The sequence below is a fragment of the Acinetobacter sp. CIP 51.11 genome (assembly GCF_000369665.1).
GTDB classification, from domain to species: Bacteria; Pseudomonadota; Gammaproteobacteria; order Pseudomonadales; family Moraxellaceae; genus Acinetobacter; species Acinetobacter lwoffii_S.
Window position 1 is genome coordinate 22,390 of the sequence record NZ_KB850127.1, and the last position, 20,587, is coordinate 42,976.

Below are 20,587 nucleotides of genomic sequence, written 5' to 3' on the forward strand. Positions count from 1 at the left end.
GGGTTAATCTTATCATTGTACATTGCTTCAAACTCAAAAGGCGATACATTGTCAACGGCATTCTAAAATTGACCCCTTTTACCTTACAAATGGCAAAGTAAAATTGACCCCTGAAATCAGAGAAAGAGCGGTTCAATTACTAATTGAATCTGAAAAAGATTATCCTTCTACTTGGGCAGCAATCACAGCTATTGATCCTAAAATCGGTTGTACTCCTGAAACATTGCGTGTTTGGTATCAAAAATATTTAGATCAACAAAATCCTGTCAAAGTACAACAGATATCTGATCAAGAAAAAATGAAGGGTAATCCCCCCTAAAATACTAGCTCTTAAAAAGAGGCAGTATTATGCTTTTACAACATGGTATTTAAACTTGAGAAACTGAATTTAAAACAATCTACTGTAACTCTTCCAGACAGATATGAAATTAATCCACCCCTAACCCTTTAAACACCGCATCCACCGGATCTGCATAAAAGCTGGTCTGGAACTTGGTAAACAGTTCCACAGGAATCGTTGGGATATCTGCCGCACTACTCATTGGTAAAGCAACCTTCTTGGCACCCGCATCAAAAGCAACTTGCAGACATTCGGCAATACTTTCCACCGGTGTCACTGAACCACCCAAGCTCATATCACCCAGTACCACCATCTGACTTTGTACCGATCGTCCTAACAGGCCAGAAGCAAAAGCCACTAAACTTGGCAGAGCAAGATGGCTGAGCGGGCCGGTATTCTGTAATTCCACCACATGTAAATGGAAATCATGTTCCAGCACCTTACTGCCCCCCGAGATCCGGGATGCATTGGCCTTGAAGTAATCAAAAGCAATCTTGACCTGTTCTTTGGCACTACTTGAATTCCATAAGCCAGATGTCGCCAACTTTCCTGAACCTTTAGTGACTTGAAGTTCTAAGCGGTATAAGCCTGGCATGCCCTTATTACTAAGGCCAATGGTATATAAGAAACCTGGCTTGGCTGGACCTTCGGGAATAAGTCCAACTCCACCCTGCTCTTTGACTGAAACAAAATGTTCTTCTAAGGTATCATTATCGATATAGCTGAAATGCACATCATAGAATTCCATGCCACCAATTTTTTTCAGCTGCTCTTTGACCCGACGGCGTACCTGCAGCGCATATTCCAGACATTGGCGTACATCTTCTTTATTAAACTGACCGTGTGGGTAAAGCAGCTTCATCAATCCAGAAACCGTCTTGCGAACGGCAATCACATCGCGCTGATTCAGGTTATTTCCGAGTTTGAAGTACTTCTCAATGGCATCCGCAAAACTACGCTTACGCATTTCCCGGAAGAATTCAGCCAGATAATCAACGATTAGACCATAACGGTTAGTAAAGAATTCCGGACGCATTTTTGGAATTTCCCAACCCGGGATATAGGCATGAAAGCGATCAAAGAATGCTGAATCGATCATTGCTTCAGGAAAAGGAGCCAATAAGTGGCTAGTCTTCACCAAGGATTCAACACTTTGGTTAATATTACCCACAAAAACCATCGAAGCAGAGGCTTCCATCTGTTCACGACCACGGGCAAAAGATCCTGAGGCCATGTAGTCTTTCATGATCTGTACGCCATCTTTGTCCTTAAAGGAAATACCAGCGACTTCATCAAAAGCTACCACATCCCATAAGCCCACCAGACCAATACGGCGGCTACTCATGTTATAGAACAGGTTGGCGACAGTCGTTTGTCCACCGGAGACTAAAATACTATTCGGTGAACACTCTTTGTAAATATGGCTTTTCCCGGTACCGCGTGGTCCCAGTTCACAAACGTTATAGTTATTTTCAACGAACGGAACCATACGCGCTAATAGGTGCCATTGCACGTCCTCTTTTAACGAAGCCGGTTCCATGCCGATCGAACGGATTAAACTCTCGCGCCACTGATCGGTGCTTAATGCTGCTCTGCCACTGAAGAGTTCATCCATATTCATATTCGGCATTTGAATCGGCTTGAGTAAGCTCACCCCAAATGGAGAACTAGTCTGTCCTTCTTCAAAATAATAACTGAGCGTAGCAATGACCCAGATACCACCAACAAGTAATTTTTCATACTCTTTGACGATGCCTGCCGAGATTTCGGCATCTTTGATGCCCAGATTACTAAATGATGCTTCGTATTTGTCCTTACGCTCATTCAGCTTTACGGTCACCCGATCAATGACCTTATAACTGCCACGCTCACGAACCAGGGATTTCACCTTCTCAGCTTCATCAGGTCGTACATAGTTCTCTGCCAGCACGGTCTTTACGTTACGTAGTCCCTGCTCTATGATCTCTGGATCATCCGAGGCACAGTACATCCCTAGCAGGTATTCGAGTACATAGACCGGGACATTGGCCCCTTCTTTGATCAGTTTAGTCAGATCCTTACGTACCACCCGCCCAGCAAAGTGTTCATTCAGCAGCTGATCCAGTTCTTTATCGTTAGCAGATTCCATGTAGGCTACGCTCTATCGTTAATTCGTTATTAGAAGAAGTCATCGGTAAATGCCAAATCAATGGTGACCTTATAGCGTTGCATCTCGATATTCAGGTCTTTGTCCTTCAGTACCAGGAAGTAATCTTTCTTACGGTCAAAATCAGTGCCAGACAATGACAATCTGACGTGTTTGACCCGATCGGCAACAGAGTCGGTACTGCTATCAAAAGTCAAAGTTTCTTCACTGGAAACTTTGAGATCCCCATCATAAATGGCAATGGATAAAGTCACTGGCATGACCAGCTCACTGACAGCTTCAGTTTGCATCAAATCAAACTTCTGGATGTTATTGACCATCTTCAGCGTGGATTTGGTAGAAATGACCTCAACTTTACGCTTGGTCCGCTGTCCAGCCTTTTCACCACGTAGCTGTTTTACCGTTAGTACAGGCACTACGATTTCCTGAGGCATGATGCCGCCATGCACGAAACGTGAGCCTCCTACAAAATGGAAACGGTTCGCCCCTTTTGGAATCCAGAAATCAGTCGCAGATAATGTGCCTGCCGTAGCTTGGGTTGAGCCTTTCCAGGCTTCCTTGCTCTCTGGTAAACCATGCCCAATCACATAGCGTTTTTTGCTCTTCAATGTATTGGTAGGTTTTTCAGTCAAGCTTGAACGATCCGCAGATTCCAGTTTACTTTGCTGGAACAAGAAGCCATGGTCGGCTGTAATCAACAGGGTGGAAATATTGAAGTGCATTAAAATTTTACGGCTGAGTTCAGTCAGCTCTTCAATAGCATGTTCCACAGCCATAAAGGTTTCTGATTCTGTCGAGGCGCTGTCACCGCGTGCATCAATCACGTTGTGATAAACGTAAATCAACTCATAGTCTCTAAGTGCTTCACGACCTTCATCACGCGACCAACCTTTTACCATTTCAGCGGTCACGGCCAGACCATTATAGGCCGCCAGAATTTTGGATCGTGCTGCAGTCCCTTTGCTGGACTGCCCATCTACTAAAACATCATCCCCTGCGGCCTCTTTGTACTCCAAAGTCTGATGCGGCAATAACGAGGCCATGCCCAGTGTGGTGTAACTTGGGACAACGCCCAGCTGTGAAGACAAGGTCGCTTCGGAATAACGCTTTTCATTAATACGATCACGCAGCTCTACCGCAGCTTCATAGCGGAAAGCATCACTGATAATTACCACAATACGGCGTTTCGTTGCAGAACTGAGTAAGGGTCTGACGTGAGTATCGTAGAAGTTCTGCTGATTTGGGATATCTGCCATTTTCCAGACATTCAAGCGTTGCTCAGCTTCTACACGCTCACCCCAGTTACGTGCCAAGTGGTCAATAAACCAGTAGGAATAGCAATTTTCGACTTCTTCATCAAGTTTTTTCAGGATATCGACATGAGCGCGTTGAGAAGCAGCACTGTAGTGGCGATAGGCCATATCAAAGCGATACAACTCTTGCTCGTAGGCTGTATACAAGGCTTCACTGGAGTCGAAATAGAACCCAGAATCAAACTGCAGTCGCAGACTGAACAGCTCAATCGCTGCCTGCAACGCTGTATAGACGGTACGGTATTTACGGCGTGTCGCATCATCCTTATGTTTGGAAGCCCAATAGCCATCCAGACGGGTAGAGATAACCGTTTTGAAATGTTCCAGTTCAGCCTTGGCGGCTGCAGGGATATGACTGGCCAAATCAACAATGATCTTTTGTTCAATCACTTCAAAGGTCATGACATCGAGCAGCTGCTCCAGATCAAAAGCCCCGACCTTCTCCTGGATACGCAGCGCATTTGCTACAGTCTGGGAAAGTGTATCGAAGGTTGGGTAGTATTTGGAGCTGTCTCTCCAGCGTGACAAAAAGGCTCTGGCTGTTGCACGGGAGCTGACTGATGACATCACCAGTTCTTGAGCCCATAGCGGTATATCGCCCAGGCTTTCACAGAAACCTGTGCTCATCAAACGGATAAAGAACGTACCGAGCTTGAATGGTGCTTCCCCATTCAATTCTTCAACCGATGCTGGATAACCAATTTCCGTCTGTAATGCGGTGACTAAAGCTGGCACCAGTTGGAATTTTTCCAGTTCAGCAAAGGAGTCTGGATTGACTTCCAGAGCCAGGTTCTGCTGTACCATTTCATCTGCCAGTGCCAGAACGATATGCATAAGTTCGGCACTGTCAGCCTTGACCACAGCTGCAATCATGGCCATATCCAGATTCTGTTCATCTGCATCAGGCTGGATATAGCGTTTTAAGGTGCTCAGACGGGCTTTGGCTTTGAGGAACTCTTCACGTTTGGCCAGATGTTCTCTTAGACTCTGCTGCTGTAAACCCAGCTCATTGAAAATAATTGAGAAACGATCGGCATAGAAGCTACGTGAATACAGCTTGATGTCCAGTAACCAGTCTTTTTCGGTTTCAGGCTCAGCACTTGGGAAATACAGCAAGTATTTGCCCTGCTGGTCTTCCAGTTCCAGTTTAAGCTTGATCGCAAGGTTGGATTCTTCTGCCATATTTAAAATATGGACATCATTTAGCTCTAGGGCTTTGATTTCTTCAGTAAATGACTGTTCTGCATCATACCAAAAAACAATTCGATGCTGTTCAGTATAAAAGGCTTGTTCCAGGCCTTGTTGAAGTTGACTTAAGTTCATGCAACCACCTCTGCATGATCTAGTGTGGAAGAAAAGCTATTCATTACTTCTCCCCCGTCACAGCTTTAACTTCAGCCAACAAGTTCCCAAACTTGCCATAGTTCACTTTCACCCCATCATCTAGATCCAGTGAAATACGCTGATCGGCATAATGGCGCAGTTTTTCCTCAAAGCTACTCAGTTCAGCCTGTTGCTTATGCAGATTTTGTAGTTCTTTCTCTTTACGTTTAATTTCAGCAGCGGAATCACTGTTTTCGATTTCACTTTGCAAAGAATTCACCATAGCCGCCATTTTAGAAATCAGCGGCATGACGTATTCAGTACGCATACGTGCCAAGGTACTTTCGTTATAGCGGTGCAAGTACACCAATGCCTGGAAAGCCCCCTGTTTACCACTGCTGAATAACCAGTAGATCGGACGCTTTTTATAGGTCTGCATATGGTCTTTATAGAACTTGCTTGCTAGATAACGGCGAATCGTATCTTCAGCGGTTTCACTGGCTTTTTTATCCAAGCTTTCTGCGAGCCACTGCATATTGGCATCCAGCGTTTCTTTGCCCCAAACAGCAGTTAAGAACTCTTGGATACGATGTGTTGCATCATCTTCAAACCAATGCATTTCGGTCAGTGGAATAATGCCATCCGCATCGGCTGGGAACTTTTGATAACGGCTGGCATCAAAGTCTTGATTACCTGCATGCGCATAGATCAGACCTGGTTCATCCAGGCTATAACGTCCCATCATGCAACCAAGTGCATAAGAGATTAAACGCTGGCTGTCTTTTTCACGGTCGGCACGGGTTAAAGTGATCTGTTCATCTGGTACATCGGGTGTCAGTTCATCCTGCAAACCGTAAGCGTCAATAAACAGCTTGTTGTTTTCTTCTTCCAGACGTTTCATTTCAGCCACGGCGTCAGCATTTTGCTGTTTCCATGTATTAAAGGCTTGTTCTAAGTTTGAGTGTTGGGTACGAATAATTGGGTTTTGGGTAAAGTCCCATGAGAATTCATAGGAATCCCAATCAACTTGGGAAAGTTTTACCAGATTTTTAGTATTATTTTCAATGTCTTGTGTAACCTGAAAAATAGGATAATTCTGGATTTGACCAACTTCAAAATGTAATGTGGGTGAAAGAAACTCAGCATATTTACTTATTAATTTACTATTCATGCTAGATAACACTATTAAATTGTTATCAGAGAAGATTGTGGGCCCCGAAGCATTAAAAATAAATCCTTTTGGTACATATCTCATGCTTAACAAACCACTTGACACATCAGTCCAAGTTACACCAGATAAGCCATAAAATCTTTCGTTACGAATAACAGAACGTAGTTTGCCATTATCAAATTTAAAATTTTTTATTTCTGATCCATTATTCTCCCAATTGACCACACTATCATAATTTCCATACCAACGACGGAACTCCCCCCCTTTTTGAGTCGGATACCATTTTGTACCACTCATTATAGAGAATTTATAACCATCGATTTCCCACCAATAACGAATAAATTTTTCATTATCACCTGAAGTAAATCCTTTTTTAGCTTTTTCTCCTACAAGCTCACCTTTTTCAAAAACATCAAAAAGTCTTTTATTTACCCAATAAGCCACAGGACTACCCGGAATTTTCTTAAAGTCATCTTGAATCGTAGAGTCAAAACGATTAAGTCCTGATCTTAGTTCTGATTCTTTTTGATCCTGCCCTGTATCTACAAGTCTAAAAAATACTGGCTTAAATCCATTTATATGTTGCCCTTGCATGACAAAAGCTGTTGTTTGTACGACTTCCCCTGATATTTCAGGAAATGCTCGAGCACCTAAATGTGCCATGGTCTGAATCGTACGATCTTGTAACAGCTTTTCACGCATTGCCTCATAAGATGACAAGAACATCCAGCTTTGCATGGTCACCATGCTGTTAAAGCCACTGGCTTTGCACCATACAAAGCCACGCTCAATAAATATGGCAAACAGATCTGACTTGCTGTCTGGGAATTTCTTTTTGGCAAAATCTTTAAGTGCTGTATTCATCCCCTTACCGCCCATATACGGCGGGTTGGCAATCACGGCATCATATTGTTTAGCGAGTAATTTAACTTGCTGGACTAAAGGTAACAGTTCTTGTGCTGACTGCTGCGCAAAAATATCCCCTGATTCTACTGCTGTATTCAGCTTGCTTTCTAAATCAGGCAGTTTGTTAGCGAATGCTTGAGGAATTTGAATCAAAGAACCAAAGGTCGAAGCATGTTCAAATAGGTCTAATAATTCTTTTAAATCTGCCTGCGCAATGTTGGCGCTGACTAAATCTTGACTAAATGCATCCAAACGTTCTGGCTGACTGTCCTGTAACGCAATAATATTGAGCTTCGGTGGATTGCTAAATAAACGACGGTCATCCTCACGGGCTTTCATTAACAATGCAAAGCTAGAGAGCTGTGCCGCTCGGGTATCAATATCAATCCCGTACAGGTTATTTTCCAGAATCAAACGTGGGATATCACGACTACGGTAACCACGTTCTAAGTAAATTGCTTTTAAGCAGTCATAGGCTTCCACTAAAATATGCCCCGAACCACAAGCCGGATCGAGTACTGTAATGCTTTCAGGGTTTAAGGTATCGCCATCTTCACTGATCCGCACATCAATCAGCTGTTTTAACTGGGCATTGACCTCATCCGTTTGTTCCGCCGGCTGAATATAATATTCCCAACTACTCGCTAGCGTACTTTCTGGATGTGCCATCATCCATAGACGACCAACACTGTTTTGCACCAAATACTTCACAATCCAGTTTGGGGTGAAGAGTTGTGTCGCTGCAGGAATGTCTTCACTCTTGACGACTTTACCAATCACCTGATCTTTCTTTTCAGAAATATAGAACTGATACAGCCAACCAATAATCTGCACATCCGACCAGTCTTCTTCCGGAATGCTGCTCACTAAATCACGGATCAACGAATCGGTTTTGGTAAGGTTATCCGGTAAAAGTAGTTCAGACTCATCAGAAACCTGTTCGAACAGCAGTGGCATGACCTGATTCAACACATGACACTGCGCCAATAACAGCTCTCGATACAGCTCTTCGTCTTTATTGCCATCCAGCTTAAGCTCAGCCACACGGCTGACATCTAAACCTGGTAGGTCGATATCCAGACATTCTTCCAGAAGCTGTGGCAAGCCTGCACTACCATCTGCACTACTCAGTACACGGCGACCATGATCCAGTAAGCCTTTGCATTCCATATAGCGAATGGCACAGAGACGGTTAAACCAACTGTAAGCGATATAATCAATCGTCTGCTCAAAACTGCTGGTTTGAATGCGTTTGATCAGCTTGTCACGAGATTTCATGACGGATAGCGGAAAAACCTGATCGCCAATCAGCAACAAGTCGCCTTTCTGTTCAGCCGGTAAAATGCGGTCTGCGGTGATGCCGTATTTGGCGGCCTGCTTGCGCATGGCTGCGATAAAATCACTTCGTGCTTGCGGTGCGTATTTTTTAATATTACTGGTATTCATGGTTAAACCTTTAATCAATGACTGAAGCCGATATCCCTAACCCAAGTTAGCGGATACGCACACGCTTTTTATCACTCACAATTTTTTTCAGTTCAGCTTTGAGTGCGTCTACAAACTGATCCACTGATTCTTCTGTTTCCAGATAGACACTGCTGGAGGTTTTGCTGTAAATGCTCGCGACATCAACTTCCACCACTGGTTTCGGTGGCACTACGGCTGTCGCAGGCTGTACCGGAATCGCAGCAGGTGTTGATGTAACTGGGCTGGAGATGGTTGCAGTGTTGATTACACTCTCTGCTTTGCTCTTAGCCAGTTGTGCCGCTTTGGCCTGACGCTGGATTTCCGCCTGAACTTCGCTTTCCAACTCATACAAGGCTTCATCAAAACGCTCCACGGCGGTTTGGGTTTGCAGCATATAGATGGTGGACAGGCTAGTTTCCACTTCAATATCCGTTTTCAGCAGTTGTAGTGGGCGTAATAGCTTGTTACTCAGCTCAGCGCTAGCGATGCCACTGTTTTTAATCTCGGCTTCTAACTGCTTGATCTTGTCATCAATGTGTTCTATCGCCTGATTGCGCTTCTCAGTCAGCAATTGCTTATTGACGCCTTCCACTGTGCGAACCAAATCAGCCACTTTATTTAACAGGCCATAGGGCGATTCGAGGGTGGCAATACGATGTAATTCGGAGAGGGCTTTTTTTGCCACCTCATCACTGCCCAGTGCCTGTTTGTTCTTCTCAAAATGACGCAAGGCTTGTTGCAGTTGTTGCCAGCTTGGCATCTGGTTGCTGAAGAACTCATGAATATCACGATAGTCTTCTTCTAGATCCAGATAGTCGTCCTTGTTCTCAACCACGGCCTTAAAGAAATCGAAGCTGTCGCTATTGGCCAGCAAACGCTCCAAAGTCAGAATCGACTTTTCAATCACTTTCTTGCCCGGGAACTGCCCAACATCAGTTTTACTCTTATACGATTTAAAGTTGGCTAACCAAGTCTTAAAATGCTGCAAATAGAATTCAAATAGCTCTTTCTCAGTCGCTGGTCCCATAGCCGAGAACAGTTCTTGGGTGAGTTGGCGTGCCTGTTTCAATACCTGATCATCAGTCTGGCGCTTTTTAATAATGGAAACATCACGGCGACGGCGGCTGTTTTGTAAAGGCTCAAAGGCATCTTTTAACTGTAAGCTGCCGCCATTTAACTGCAGTGAAATCCGCCCCATTGCCGCCAACTGACCTACCAACAGTAAAATCTCGGCATCTGGCCAGCCATAAGGGCGTTTGGCAAAACGGTCTATCACATCTGAGACTATAATACGCTCTGTACCAGTGGCCCGTAGTGCAATGTACTGCTCCACTTCCTGTAGGGCTTTCGGATTGCTCTGTCCGCCATCCAGAGACAATCCGAGCTGCGCCATATCATCCACAGTCAAGACGGCGTTCAGTTCACGCCAGGCATCCTGCTGATAGACCTGCAAATAGCTCAGTTTGGTATAAGTGTTTTCCAGCAGATAACGACAGGCCTCATCCAGCTTGGTGGTTGGACTTGAAGATGAAAGTTGTAGATGTTGACCCAAGGCATAACTTTCCGCGTCCAGCAACATTTCTTCGACCCGGGCACGCAGGCGTTTTTTACGCTCCTGATTCTCACGGCCACGGTCTGCCAGAATACGGCTGATATCGGACTGAGTGCCATCATCATTTAAGCGGATGAATTTATTGGTTTTCAGCCAGGTGCGCAGTTCATTAAAGAACTGTTTATCGTCTGCCAGTTTAAACAGCACTTGTCCTTCGGCCTGAGTACTTTTACCAATACAGTAAGCTTCAGTGTAGAGGTTGTATTCCGTATCCAGTGGAGAAATGATTTCAACTTTCAAATCGCTCTCATACTTGCCATCCAGGCTATGGCTATCTAGGAAACGACCAATCTGATAGTCCATCTTGTTGGCTTGATGGCGGTATTTGTTCTGATCGCGCAGTAAATCTTTAAAGATCAGATTGGCTAACTCTTTATTTTCTTCTGAAGCTGCTAAGTCAGTGGCTTTGATTTTTCGGGTAATATCACGTTCTTCATTGGTCAGGAACAGGAACTCATCGCCATTCCTCGTAATCAGGCTCTCTTTTTCCAGACGCTGCAGACTCTCTTCAATACGCTTGCGCAATGCCAGCTTATCTTCATCAATTTTCTCAATCGACAAAGTCACCAGGTTATCCAATGTGCCTTTGATGATATCGACATAGCGGATCATGAACAGGGTACGCAGCATCTGCACATCAAAACCATCCAGGGTCTTGTTCTGCCCTGCCTGGTCGATGGTACGTTTAACCGCTGTATCTAGGAAGCCTTCCACTGAAGTATAGAAGCGGTGGAAAGGAACCAGTGCCCCGACTTCATCTGTGGCAATCGCATTCGCGGCCATCTGGAACGCATCCAGCATGGACCGTTCACCATAGGCCAAGTGTGCACCGGTCGCACCGACTTTACGGATTTCTTCAAATACTTTTTGCACCAGCTGGAAATGGTACGGCGCAAAAGGATAGTTATGAATAAAACTTTCTGGCCCCTCATAGTTCTTGAGGGTTGGACCTGAACGGTCAAAGGTAATCTGATTTTTTAAGATATCGCCCTTTTGCTCAAACACCGATCTGAGCAATGCTTCTGCTTCTGGGGTTTTGCGTAATAAACGTTTCTGGATGACTTCATCGGTATTGGAACTGGACAGTGATAAACGGGTTTTAAAACGTCCAGCAATCTTGGAGAAGTCATTGGCTTTGGAAGAAGACATCTCACCTAAAACAGCATCGATGTCTGCCTGTGAGGTGACGATAATCCAAGCGCGGCCTTTACAGATCGTACCCAGGTTTTCAGTAATGGTTTGCAATGTCAGCATCAAGCGGGTATCGCTGCCAATAAACTGCCCCACTTCATCGACCAAGAACAACATGCGTTGCTGGGGTCCTTTGCTGTCCAGGTATTCTTTCACCCACTGACAGAAGTTTTCAACCGAAACACTAAAGGTCTGCTCAGAATCCTCAAACCATTTATGCGCAGCTTCAGCAGATAAGTTGAGGGCTTGGGAAATTGCGGTTTCGACATCATCCTGATAGAACTGATAGCCGTCACGTTCTTCTAGCCAAGACATGCCGCTAGATTCTTCAAAAGCCTGTTTAAAGCGCTCATACACCCCTTTCTGGCTCAGGTGACGTTCCATATGTGCAATATGTGGATGGTCAGCACTAAAACCTTGATATTCGTTAAACACGCGTAAAAACACATTCAGAATCGGATTACCATCATCATTGGAGCTGGCTTTACTGTCTATATTAAATAGGATGACATCGGCATGATGACTAACCGCTTTACCAATATCCGCACGGATAAACGCATCCCGGATTTTGCTTTCATCAAAGAATTCTGCAGCACTGCGTTCGTTACCTTCCGCGTCACGTGCCACTTTATTGGCCAGAATATACGACAAGGTTTTCAGGAAATGTGATTTACCTGAGCCAAAGAAGCCTGAAATCCACACGCCGACACGATTGGCAATCGAAGGATCGCTCAGGTCTGTGCCATAAGACTGGAAAAAGTCCCGAAAATGCTTTTCCAGTTCATTGGTGACCACATACTCATCAAGTTCCTGATATACCGTGGTATTGTCATTCTGATCTGCCTTGACCACCCCGTTAATCGCACGATCTAATGGCTTGTAAAAAAGTTCTTTAATGTTCATCTCAATCCATTCCCCCGAATTCTTATTTCTATTTGCCGTGTTTAAGGCACTAATCTGAATGCTCTGTAGTAATTGTTGCTTGGAATTTTTCCAAATAAACTCATCGCTTGACCGTCGTAATAGCCTGGGTAAAACAGCACCACTGGCTTATGCCCCAGTAACGAATGCAAACTGTTCAATAAGTGATGGGCACGTAACAGTGGCCAAACCGACCCCACCCCGGTCATCAACACTATATCTTGCTCATTGGTGGCATATTTGCTCACCAGATACGGCGCAAACTTATCCATATGCAGTGGACCTTTCAGAGCCTTGAGCAGTGCCTCATCGCCTTTGGCTTTTTGCATTTGGATCGCTTTATCAATGAAATTGCGCTCAGCCAGGTAATCCACCACTGCTTGTAGCAGATTAATATTCACCACCTTCAGCTGACTGTGTTTTTTCTCCAGCATCCCTTCCAGAAAATGAAGATATTCGCGGACTTTCAGCTCATCTTCAGGTGCATAATCAAAAATCCAGAAGCCAATTTCATTACCCAATCCTTGTCCAGTGAGAAACTCAGTGGAAAGAATTCGCTCTGGAATCTGGTTCAGACGCTCATGTATTGTTTGACTCATTGCTGCCCCTCTACAACTAACGCGTCCATACCGACACTTCCATAGATCTTTTAATGCGTTGTTTATAATGTTCTTCCAACAGGCTACGCAGCTCTGCTCTGACGATCACGCGCTGCAACTCCAGCTTACGGGTACTTTTTAAGTAACCGGCTTCTGCCAGCATGCGAAACACCACCTGCCCCATTTTTTTCTTGCTGGACTCTTTCCAATCACAGATATCCGGATCGCGTTGTGAGCGTTCATCCAAAAAATCTGACCAGATATAACTGTCCAAGTATTGCGCCTGAGAGATATAGGCATCCCTCATCACCGTTTCCATAAACTCAAGCAGCAACAGGTTGCGTTCCAGTGCGCTACAAAAAGCCACCTGGGTCGCCAGCTCATCATCCCCATCACGTAGTGCTTTCCAGAAATCAGGCTCTAAGCGCTCCAGACGCTTACGAATAGCGGTGGCATTGCGTTGAGCTGAAGCAGGCGTTCTTTTTTGCAGAATATTGTCAATCTGAATGGCCTGATGCCATTGTTCTGGAGTCGCTTCTCGTAATAACAGATCCGCGATCAGCCGGCTTTCACGCACCATCAGGGAACCACCAATCAGGTCACTGTCATAATGAAATTGTTCTAACATAGCCAATCTCCTATGAAGCTTGATCAAACAGGTAAGACGACAGCTTTTCGATATCTGAACCTTGTAACACTAAGGTATATTTCAAGGCATCTTCCGCCTCAGCCAGCGTGATCGCGGCCTGATATCGCTGCAAGGTATAGTGAGCCAGGGCTTTTTTCACCGGAATCTGTAATCTGCCATCAGGCATGCCGAAGTCTTTTTCGACCAGCGCTTTTTGAGCTTCATTCAATTTTGGATTAGGGATCAGCGTCAGTAGAATTTCTTCATGCCAGTGTTGATCCTGAACAGGGTCTACTGACTCAATCGCCACCACAACAGGTGTGCGATCAATCCTGGAGAGTAAAAAGTCCTTAAACTGCTTGCTCTGATGGCAATAGGCACGGACATGCCAACGGAAACCGGTATACACCAGGGTGTGTGGGGAAATGATGCGTTCATGCCACTGCGGATTCTGCATCGAGGCATAAATCATTTTTAAAGTGTTTTGGTTTCGGCAGGCACGCAAAACTTCCCGAATCACTTCAGGACGTACACTGCGATCAGGTAATTGAACTGCTGCAAGATTCGGTTCTGGTGTCGCAATCAGGGTATGCGATTCACTAACCAAACCTGACAGCATATTGAGATATTCATTGATATGTACGGTAGTCAGCACCGGTTGAAACGTGGCTTTAGGCACATAGCCTTTTACGGAGGGATCATGGACCAAGGCATCTGGGTTATACAGCGTATTGTAACGCTTGATATCCGCAGAAGCCTGCTGTCGACTGAGCCCAAACCAGCTCATTAAACGATTGGTAACCAAACGACCTTCCCAGTAAGCAAGCAGCTCAATCGCTCGCATTCGTAGCAGGACTTCATGCTTATCTGTCGTCATATACCAATCAGTCAATAAATAGCAGCTTTAAGATTACCCTACAGCAAATATACAGTAAACATTTTTGACGGTATTTAAAGGTAGTATTGCAATCACCAGATAAAAAATATACTAGTATCCTGATGATAGCCGTCAAAGTACGATCTCTAGCAGATCATGGATCCTGGTATAGCGCGTGAATTGAGCTAAGTTTTAGAATGAGAGCAATATGGGTTTTAGATTTCGTAAAAGTATTAAATTATTCCCGGGTTTTAAAATTAATCTGACCCATAAAGGCATCAGCAGTGCCAGCATTGGCAAACCTGGTGCTTCTCTAAATATTGGTAAAAAAGGGACTCGAACCAGTGTTGGTATTCCAGGTACGGGACTGTCTTACTCTAAACACCAGCCTTACTCTAAAAAGACCCGTGTTCCACAACCGACATCGCAAGAACACACGGAATATGATCCTCAGAATTTAGAACAACCGAAGGCAAAGATATGGCCTTGGGTTATTTTTGGAATATTGTGTTTTATTGTGGGTGCCGTCATTTTTTAGCAAAAACAACATTGTATTTTGATCAAAAAAAAATGCCCACATGGGTGAGTGGGCAAACTAAGGATATTAAGATCCTTCAGAAACTCCAGCGCAATTCTCGCTACTTTCAGTAAGCGACTCTGGCTCAATCATGATAGTCTGACTCAATCGAATCGAGGTAAATCGATCCATTACAATTGGAGCAGAAATTATGCTTGAATACATTCTTGAATGATGCTGAAAAGTCTTTGAGTTTTAATTAATAAATAAGAGTATCCATGTCTACCCTCAACTTTACTTATTTTCAGATAGCAACCAATCGAGAGCACTCATTTTTACAATACCATTATAATTCGCTTCAGTCCCTATCGTGTCTAAGGTAAGCAAATACTTGGGATACGAATCAGAAATTTTCTGTAATGGACGTAACTCTCGGCTGAGTGTCTCCTCATTGAGCGTTTCTAATGCCACCTGATAATAAGTTAAATTCTGTAAAGTATCGACAGCAACAAAATCAATTTCATATTCATCAACCCGCCCTACATAGACCGTATAACCTCGTCTGACAAGCTCAAGATAAATCACATTTTCTAAGATATGACCTTGATCAGCATTAGCATCAGGCAACATAATCCGGCGCAATCCGACATCAACTAAATAGTATTTTTCAGAGGATTGTAATAACTCACGCCCGCGTACTTTAAATTGTGCGGCACTATAAAATAACAAACTGTCCTGTAAGCCCTGAATATAGCGTTTTACTGTTTCAAATGAAATTTTAACCCCACTTGAAACAAAGGTATTTTTAATTTTATTGATGGAAATAGGTGAGCCTGTCACGCTTGCCAAATATCTTGCGACACGCTCGAGAGAGTTAATATCGGCAGTATTCAAACGGGGAATAACATCTTTAAACATTACACTGGCATAGACCGCTTGCAAGTAATCATAAGTTTCCTGCTGGCTAGTCATAGCAAGCGTATAAGGGAAACTACTGTGCGTATACATAGCATACAAATCACGATTGGATAATTGTTGGATGATCGGATTATTTTCAATATGCCACTGTTTAAATTCTTGGAATGACAGAGGTAGAACGTGTTGCTCGATATAGCGTCCTGTAAGTAAAGTCGCAAGTTCTCCACTTAGAAAGAATGCATTTGAGCCTGTAATATATAAATCGATATAATCCCGAACATATAAGGAGTCGACTACTTTCTCAAAATTTGTAACATGTTGTATTTCATCTAAAAAAACATAGTTTTTTTTACTTTTATCAACTTTGGACAATACATAATCATGTAGTTTACGGTAATCGGTGAGTTCTTCAAATTCCATAAATTCGAAGTTGATGGCAATGATGTTTTCGGCTTGTACACCCTGTGCTTTTAGGTCTTGTTGAAACATCGCCAATAAGGTGGATTTTCCAGAGCGACGCACACCTGAAAGTACTTTAATGACATCACGGTCTTGCCATGTATTCAGAAATTTTAAGTAGCCATCACGTCGAATATTAGCGCTTCTCATTATTTACACTTAGAATCTAAAGTTTTAATAAATTCTATCAAATTTTAGAATGTATATGTAAATATATTTAATTTTAGAAAAAGTTTAAAGGTTAAGTGAAACATTCAAAGCTGCTGTTGAAGTATACGGATAGTAAATGTAATAAAAATCTAGATTCTATCTTTTTTGATTATTTTCCATGTCATGTTATGTCATTGATGCTGCGACTTAACTGCTATATAAATTAAGTGAAAAGTAAAAGGAATTAATATGTTAACTAGAGTGGAACTCATTTTTGTTGTGCTGATGGTCTCAGCCTTAATCCTAATTGCTTATGAAATGCTAAAAGGTTTATTTTAGAGCATCTATACAATTTTTGATCAAAAAAAGCCCACAGAGGGAATCTATGGGCGAAACTAAGGACCTTGACGGTCATTCAGAAACTACAGCTAGTTTCTGGTTGTGATTCTGGACTGAATTAAAAATAACCATATTGGCTGAATGTATCAAAAGTTAAATCATGTGATTAATCATTGATACATCTGCAAAAATGAGCTCATCGCTCTGTTGATTAATACAGTAATTCACCAAACAAATCCGCTCTAATCTCTTCCAGACTCAGATCTGATTTCATTCTATTACAGATGGGATGAACCAGCAGACCATTCTCTAGAACACCTTGCCCACCTACGGCTTTGGCAATCCGATGATCCGATTCAGTAGAATCAAGATAGATCAATCCATCACAAATGAGGCAAAAGTTATGATTACCCACCAGAAAATTGTGCTTAAGCAGACTCTTGGTTAATGCCGAAAAGGCCTTGGGCTTTGACCGAGAAATTGGACTAATCGACTCCACATATCCCACCACATGCTTGACGACTGCATCATCATAACCACCCAAAAATCTTTCGACATAAAACTCGTTAAAGTTTATGTACTTGAAGGCCTTAGACATGGACAGAATAAAGGTATTCAGGCATTCCTCATCATCAAAATCAACCTCCATTTCCAAGCTTAAGCAAATAAAGGCTTTATAGACAATTTGTAGCCGATCATAGCCCTTGATACCACTGCCGAACTTGCCGACCGTTTCGGTGGTCGCCACGGGGAAATTGGCGATCAAGAACTCAATACTACGGCGTACCCGGGTGAAGTCCTTGAAACTAATCTTTCGATGATGAATCTGCATGCGGCTTTCATGAATTTCATACACAATTGAAAACCATGCAAGAAAAGAAGTAATCTGAAAACGCTGATCCTTATAAAAATATAAGTATGGATGTAAGCCCAAACTCGGAACCCCAGCATTTTTTACAGGCGTCGCTATTCTGCAAAGAATGGTCAACAGATGCGACATTAGGTTTTCAACGCGCTCCCCCTGATTCAGACTCATAATATTATGAATCTGATCACCCGCAATGATATTCATCAGCTCATTGACCAGGCCAATTTTTTTGCCATGACTCATTTCATTGTCTAATAAAATGGTCGAAAAAAGTAACTGGTGGATCCTCTCCCCTAACTCAATCAACTCATTTAAACGTGTATATTGGAGCTCTTCTAGGTTAGATTTATTGTCATTGATATAACAACAGGCATAGATCGCATAATACGCGTCACTACCGCGATTTCTTAGGTGATATTCCTCATATTTATCTAAACGTTTAGTATCTGAGTTAATAGATTGAAATACCCGTCGCGCATCTTCCGGAGTCCCCAGTACCTGCCTGAAACTGATTTTAATATCTTCTAACTTCGACTTTTTTTCTGCAAATTCAGCATCAGTGCAAATTCTTTGAAAATCAGCGAGATCTCCTAAATAATTGCGGAGGTAACGAATATCTTGTTTTTGTGGATCATTGAAATTAGGTGCTTGAGTGACTTGCTCATCCGCAAAATATCTATTAATCCACGCATAGATACAGGAAAGACGATGTGCTCCATCAATAATGTAAATATTGCTGTGTATATCTTTCCAATACAAAATGCATAAATTGATGTTTTGATCTTCTGTGCAATCCTCAATAAAGTTTGCAATTTCTTGCACGCTCCAATATTCCGTAGAACGCTGGTTATCCGCTTTAAATAAACATTTGATGATTGGATGCTTTTCAAAATCAGTCAGTGCCACTTCAAAATTGTCACGCTGCATTGAAGGTGACATTTCTTCTGGCAACATGACTTTACGCTGAATAATATTGGTCAATAGTCGTGTAGAACCCATTTCTTATTTTCTCCAGGCAACACTTTCCTACTTTCGCTCAAGTACGAAATTTGAAAATGTATATAGTTCGATTTGGTTAAAGCTGTGAATTAAATGACCGTCAATATCCAGTCAGCGCTAACAAAAGAGACCTAAGAGAAATGGGGGGATTAGAGAACGTAATAAATCATAAAAAAGCCCCGATTGGAGAAAAGGGGCTTTAAAGATTGTATTATACCATTGAAAAATAAAGAAAAAATATAAGAATTTCGTATAAGGTGTATTATGTTAATTTTAGGAAGTCTTTAGAGTTGGCCTTCAAGTAACTGACCTATTTCTAACCTGGTATAGCCACGTTCTTTAAAGATCAAAATAATTGCTTTTTTATAATCTTCAGAAGTAGAAGTCTTATACTTAGTTATCAGTTGATTCTCAGAATTCAGCTCAAGATCATTTTTGATGGTCAATACTTCGCTAGAGATCTTGTTAAAGATATTTAGGTTAAACATACAGGCACTCGTCATCCGTATTATAGCGGCCCGACTATAACGAATACCTGTCTTAGCTACGCTAGACACCCTTAGCCGCAAGGATTACAAATTAAGAAAAATTCTGCAAGTTTCTGCCTATTGAAAGAATAAATAATATCTCCCAAATGCCATCCATTTAACATAATGGTTGTTATGCGAAGTCGACTTGTAATGCAATTTGCATTACAATATTCCTAGTACATTAAATACTTGGGAAATATGATGGCTACTGTTAACTTCAGGATCGATGAAGCCCTTAAAGAAAAATCTTATTCAATCCTTAAAGAGCAAGGTATTGCACCTACTGATTTCTTCACTAGTATTCTTGAGTATGTTGCTACGACTGGGAAACTGCCTGTCAAAAAAGCTTTGCTTTCGGAAGAAGATGAAGAATTATTAGCTCTTGTCCGTAAGCGCATTAATGATCCTAAAGAGATGTTTGAGGAAGTCACATTAGATGACTTATAAGCTTTTACGTCACAAGGACTTTACAGCAGAATGGGAAAAACTCCCTGTTGCTATACGAGATCAATTTAAAAAGAAACTAGCCAAAGTCATAGAGCAGCCACATATTCCAAAGAATATGCTTAGAGGCGATCTTGCAGGTTGCTATAAAATCAAATTATTAAAAGCTGGTGTCCGACTTGTCTATCAAGTTAAAGATGATCAGGTAGTTATCCTGCTCATTACCGTCGGAAAACGAGCTGATAGCATAGTTTATGACGAAGCGAAAAAGCGAATTAAAGACTAAAAATGGGAGCTTATAGCTCCCATTTTTGCCTTCGTATAAGGTGTATTATGTTAATTTTAGGAAAGGCTCTAGACTAGCAGAATGATTATGTTAGTCTAGAGCCATATAATTAACATTATTGAAGTATTTTACATGGCAATTTTTCGACATTCTTCTGCACACTGACGGCAAGCCTCAGCACATTTTTTACAATAATCATGTGAATGTTTTTCACACTCTTCCGCACAATATTCACAGATCTTAGCACAAAGCTCACAAATCTCTTTGAGGAAAGGTGAGTTATGTTGTTGCATACGCACACATAACTGACAAATATCTGCACATTCTAGACAACGTTGAATACATTCACGCATCATCTCTAAATCTTTTTCTTTTAAACAAGAAGTTGCACATTCAGTACAAATAAGTGAACAGTTTGTACATGCAGAAATACACTTTGAAAATTCCGTATTAATCATTTTTTACTCTCAACTTATATAATCAAAGAAATAATTAAAACATAATTTTTTTCTACTAATTATTTTAAATTATTAGTAAATGTAATACATAATGTTAATTTATATGAATAATGTTAATTTTAACT

The 20,587-nt window shown here is 42.3% G+C and carries 14 protein-coding genes and 1 pseudogene; 4 read left to right on the forward strand and 11 right to left on the reverse strand.

The window, feature by feature from the left end:
* Positions 1-67: 67 nt before the first annotated feature.
* Positions 68-304, forward strand: a pseudogene (locus F894_RS00135) (hypothetical protein); the annotation flags it as partial.
* Between the two features lie 124 nt (positions 305-428).
* On the opposite strand, the gene brxL reads toward F894_RS00135, so the two are convergent.
* From brxL to F894_RS00170, 7 genes are read right to left on the reverse strand one after another with little or no spacing between them, the layout of a single operon-like run.
* Positions 429-2,468 carry a protease Lon-related BREX system protein BrxL gene (gene brxL, locus F894_RS00140; protein WP_005245150.1) on the reverse strand — a complete coding sequence of 680 codons (2,040 nt, stop codon included), beginning with the start codon at positions 2,466-2,468 and terminating at the stop codon, positions 429-431.
* Between the two features lie 29 nt (positions 2,469-2,497).
* Positions 2,498-5,122, reverse strand: coding sequence for a BREX-1 system phosphatase PglZ type A (pglZ, locus tag F894_RS00145; RefSeq protein WP_005245151.1), 2,625 nt, complete (start codon positions 5,120-5,122; stop codon positions 2,498-2,500).
* A 43-nt stretch (positions 5,123-5,165) separates the two neighbouring features.
* Positions 5,166-8,645 carry a BREX-1 system adenine-specific DNA-methyltransferase PglX gene (gene pglX / locus F894_RS00150; RefSeq protein ID WP_005245152.1) on the reverse strand — a complete coding sequence of 1,160 codons (3,480 nt, stop codon included), beginning with the start codon at positions 8,643-8,645 and terminating at the stop codon, positions 5,166-5,168.
* Between the two features lie 46 nt (positions 8,646-8,691).
* Positions 8,692-12,372, reverse strand: coding sequence for a BREX system P-loop protein BrxC (gene brxC / locus F894_RS00155; RefSeq protein WP_005245153.1), 3,681 nt, complete (start codon positions 12,370-12,372; stop codon positions 8,692-8,694).
* A gap of 41 nt (positions 12,373-12,413) precedes the next feature.
* Positions 12,414-12,989 carry a DUF1788 domain-containing protein gene (locus F894_RS00160; RefSeq protein WP_004758930.1) on the reverse strand — a complete coding sequence of 192 codons (576 nt, stop codon included), beginning with the start codon at positions 12,987-12,989 and terminating at the stop codon, positions 12,414-12,416.
* A 16-nt stretch (positions 12,990-13,005) separates the two neighbouring features.
* Positions 13,006-13,617 carry a DUF1819 family protein gene (locus F894_RS00165; protein WP_005245154.1) on the reverse strand — a complete coding sequence of 204 codons (612 nt, stop codon included), beginning with the start codon at positions 13,615-13,617 and terminating at the stop codon, positions 13,006-13,008.
* A gap of 10 nt (positions 13,618-13,627) precedes the next feature.
* A complete protein-coding gene (locus F894_RS00170; RefSeq protein WP_005245155.1) occupies positions 13,628-14,494 on the reverse strand; it encodes a helix-turn-helix transcriptional regulator in 867 nt (288 codons plus the stop codon).
* 208 nt (positions 14,495-14,702) lie between these two features.
* On the opposite strand from F894_RS00170, the gene F894_RS00175 reads away from it, so the two are divergent.
* Positions 14,703-15,032 (forward strand): DUF4236 domain-containing protein, encoded by a 330-nt coding sequence (locus tag F894_RS00175; protein WP_005245156.1) that lies wholly within the window; start codon positions 14,703-14,705, stop codon positions 15,030-15,032.
* Positions 15,033-15,305: 273 nt separating this feature from the next.
* Here the strand turns inward: F894_RS00175 and F894_RS00180 are convergent, their stop codons facing one another.
* The 3 genes from F894_RS00180 to F894_RS15210 all read right to left on the reverse strand — a co-directional run bounded on the left by F894_RS00180 (position 15,306) and on the right by F894_RS15210 (position 19,232).
* Entirely contained in the window at positions 15,306-16,538 is a 1,233-nt protein-coding gene (locus F894_RS00180; RefSeq protein ID WP_005021600.1) for an ATP-binding protein, read from the reverse strand.
* A 550-nt stretch (positions 16,539-17,088) separates the two neighbouring features.
* Positions 17,089-18,744 carry an HNH endonuclease signature motif containing protein gene (locus tag F894_RS00185; protein WP_005245159.1) on the reverse strand — a complete coding sequence of 552 codons (1,656 nt, stop codon included), beginning with the start codon at positions 18,742-18,744 and terminating at the stop codon, positions 17,089-17,091.
* Positions 18,745-19,028: 284 nt separating this feature from the next.
* Entirely contained in the window at positions 19,029-19,232 is a 204-nt protein-coding gene (locus tag F894_RS15210) for a hypothetical protein (protein WP_004896916.1), read from the reverse strand.
* Positions 19,233-19,475: 243 nt separating this feature from the next.
* On the opposite strand from F894_RS15210, the gene F894_RS00195 reads away from it, so the two are divergent.
* Both F894_RS00195 and F894_RS00200 read left to right on the forward strand, forming a co-directional pair.
* The gene (locus tag F894_RS00195) at positions 19,476-19,721 is read left to right on the forward strand and encodes a type II toxin-antitoxin system RelB/DinJ family antitoxin (protein WP_000246755.1); all 246 of its coding nucleotides are present in this window, start codon (positions 19,476-19,478) and stop codon (positions 19,719-19,721) included.
* Positions 19,711-20,004: a type II toxin-antitoxin system RelE family toxin gene (locus F894_RS00200; protein ID WP_000221358.1), complete on the forward strand. Its 294-nt coding sequence runs from the start codon at positions 19,711-19,713 to the stop codon at positions 20,002-20,004. Before F894_RS00195 ends, F894_RS00200 begins: the two co-directional genes overlap by 11 nt.
* A gap of 128 nt (positions 20,005-20,132) precedes the next feature.
* Here F894_RS00200 and F894_RS14780 read toward each other — a convergent pair whose 3' ends face one another.
* On the reverse strand, positions 20,133-20,462 hold the full coding sequence (locus F894_RS14780; protein ID WP_004827037.1) for a four-helix bundle copper-binding protein: 330 nt from the start codon (positions 20,460-20,462) through the stop codon (positions 20,133-20,135).
* Between the last annotated feature and the right edge of the window lie 125 nt (positions 20,463-20,587).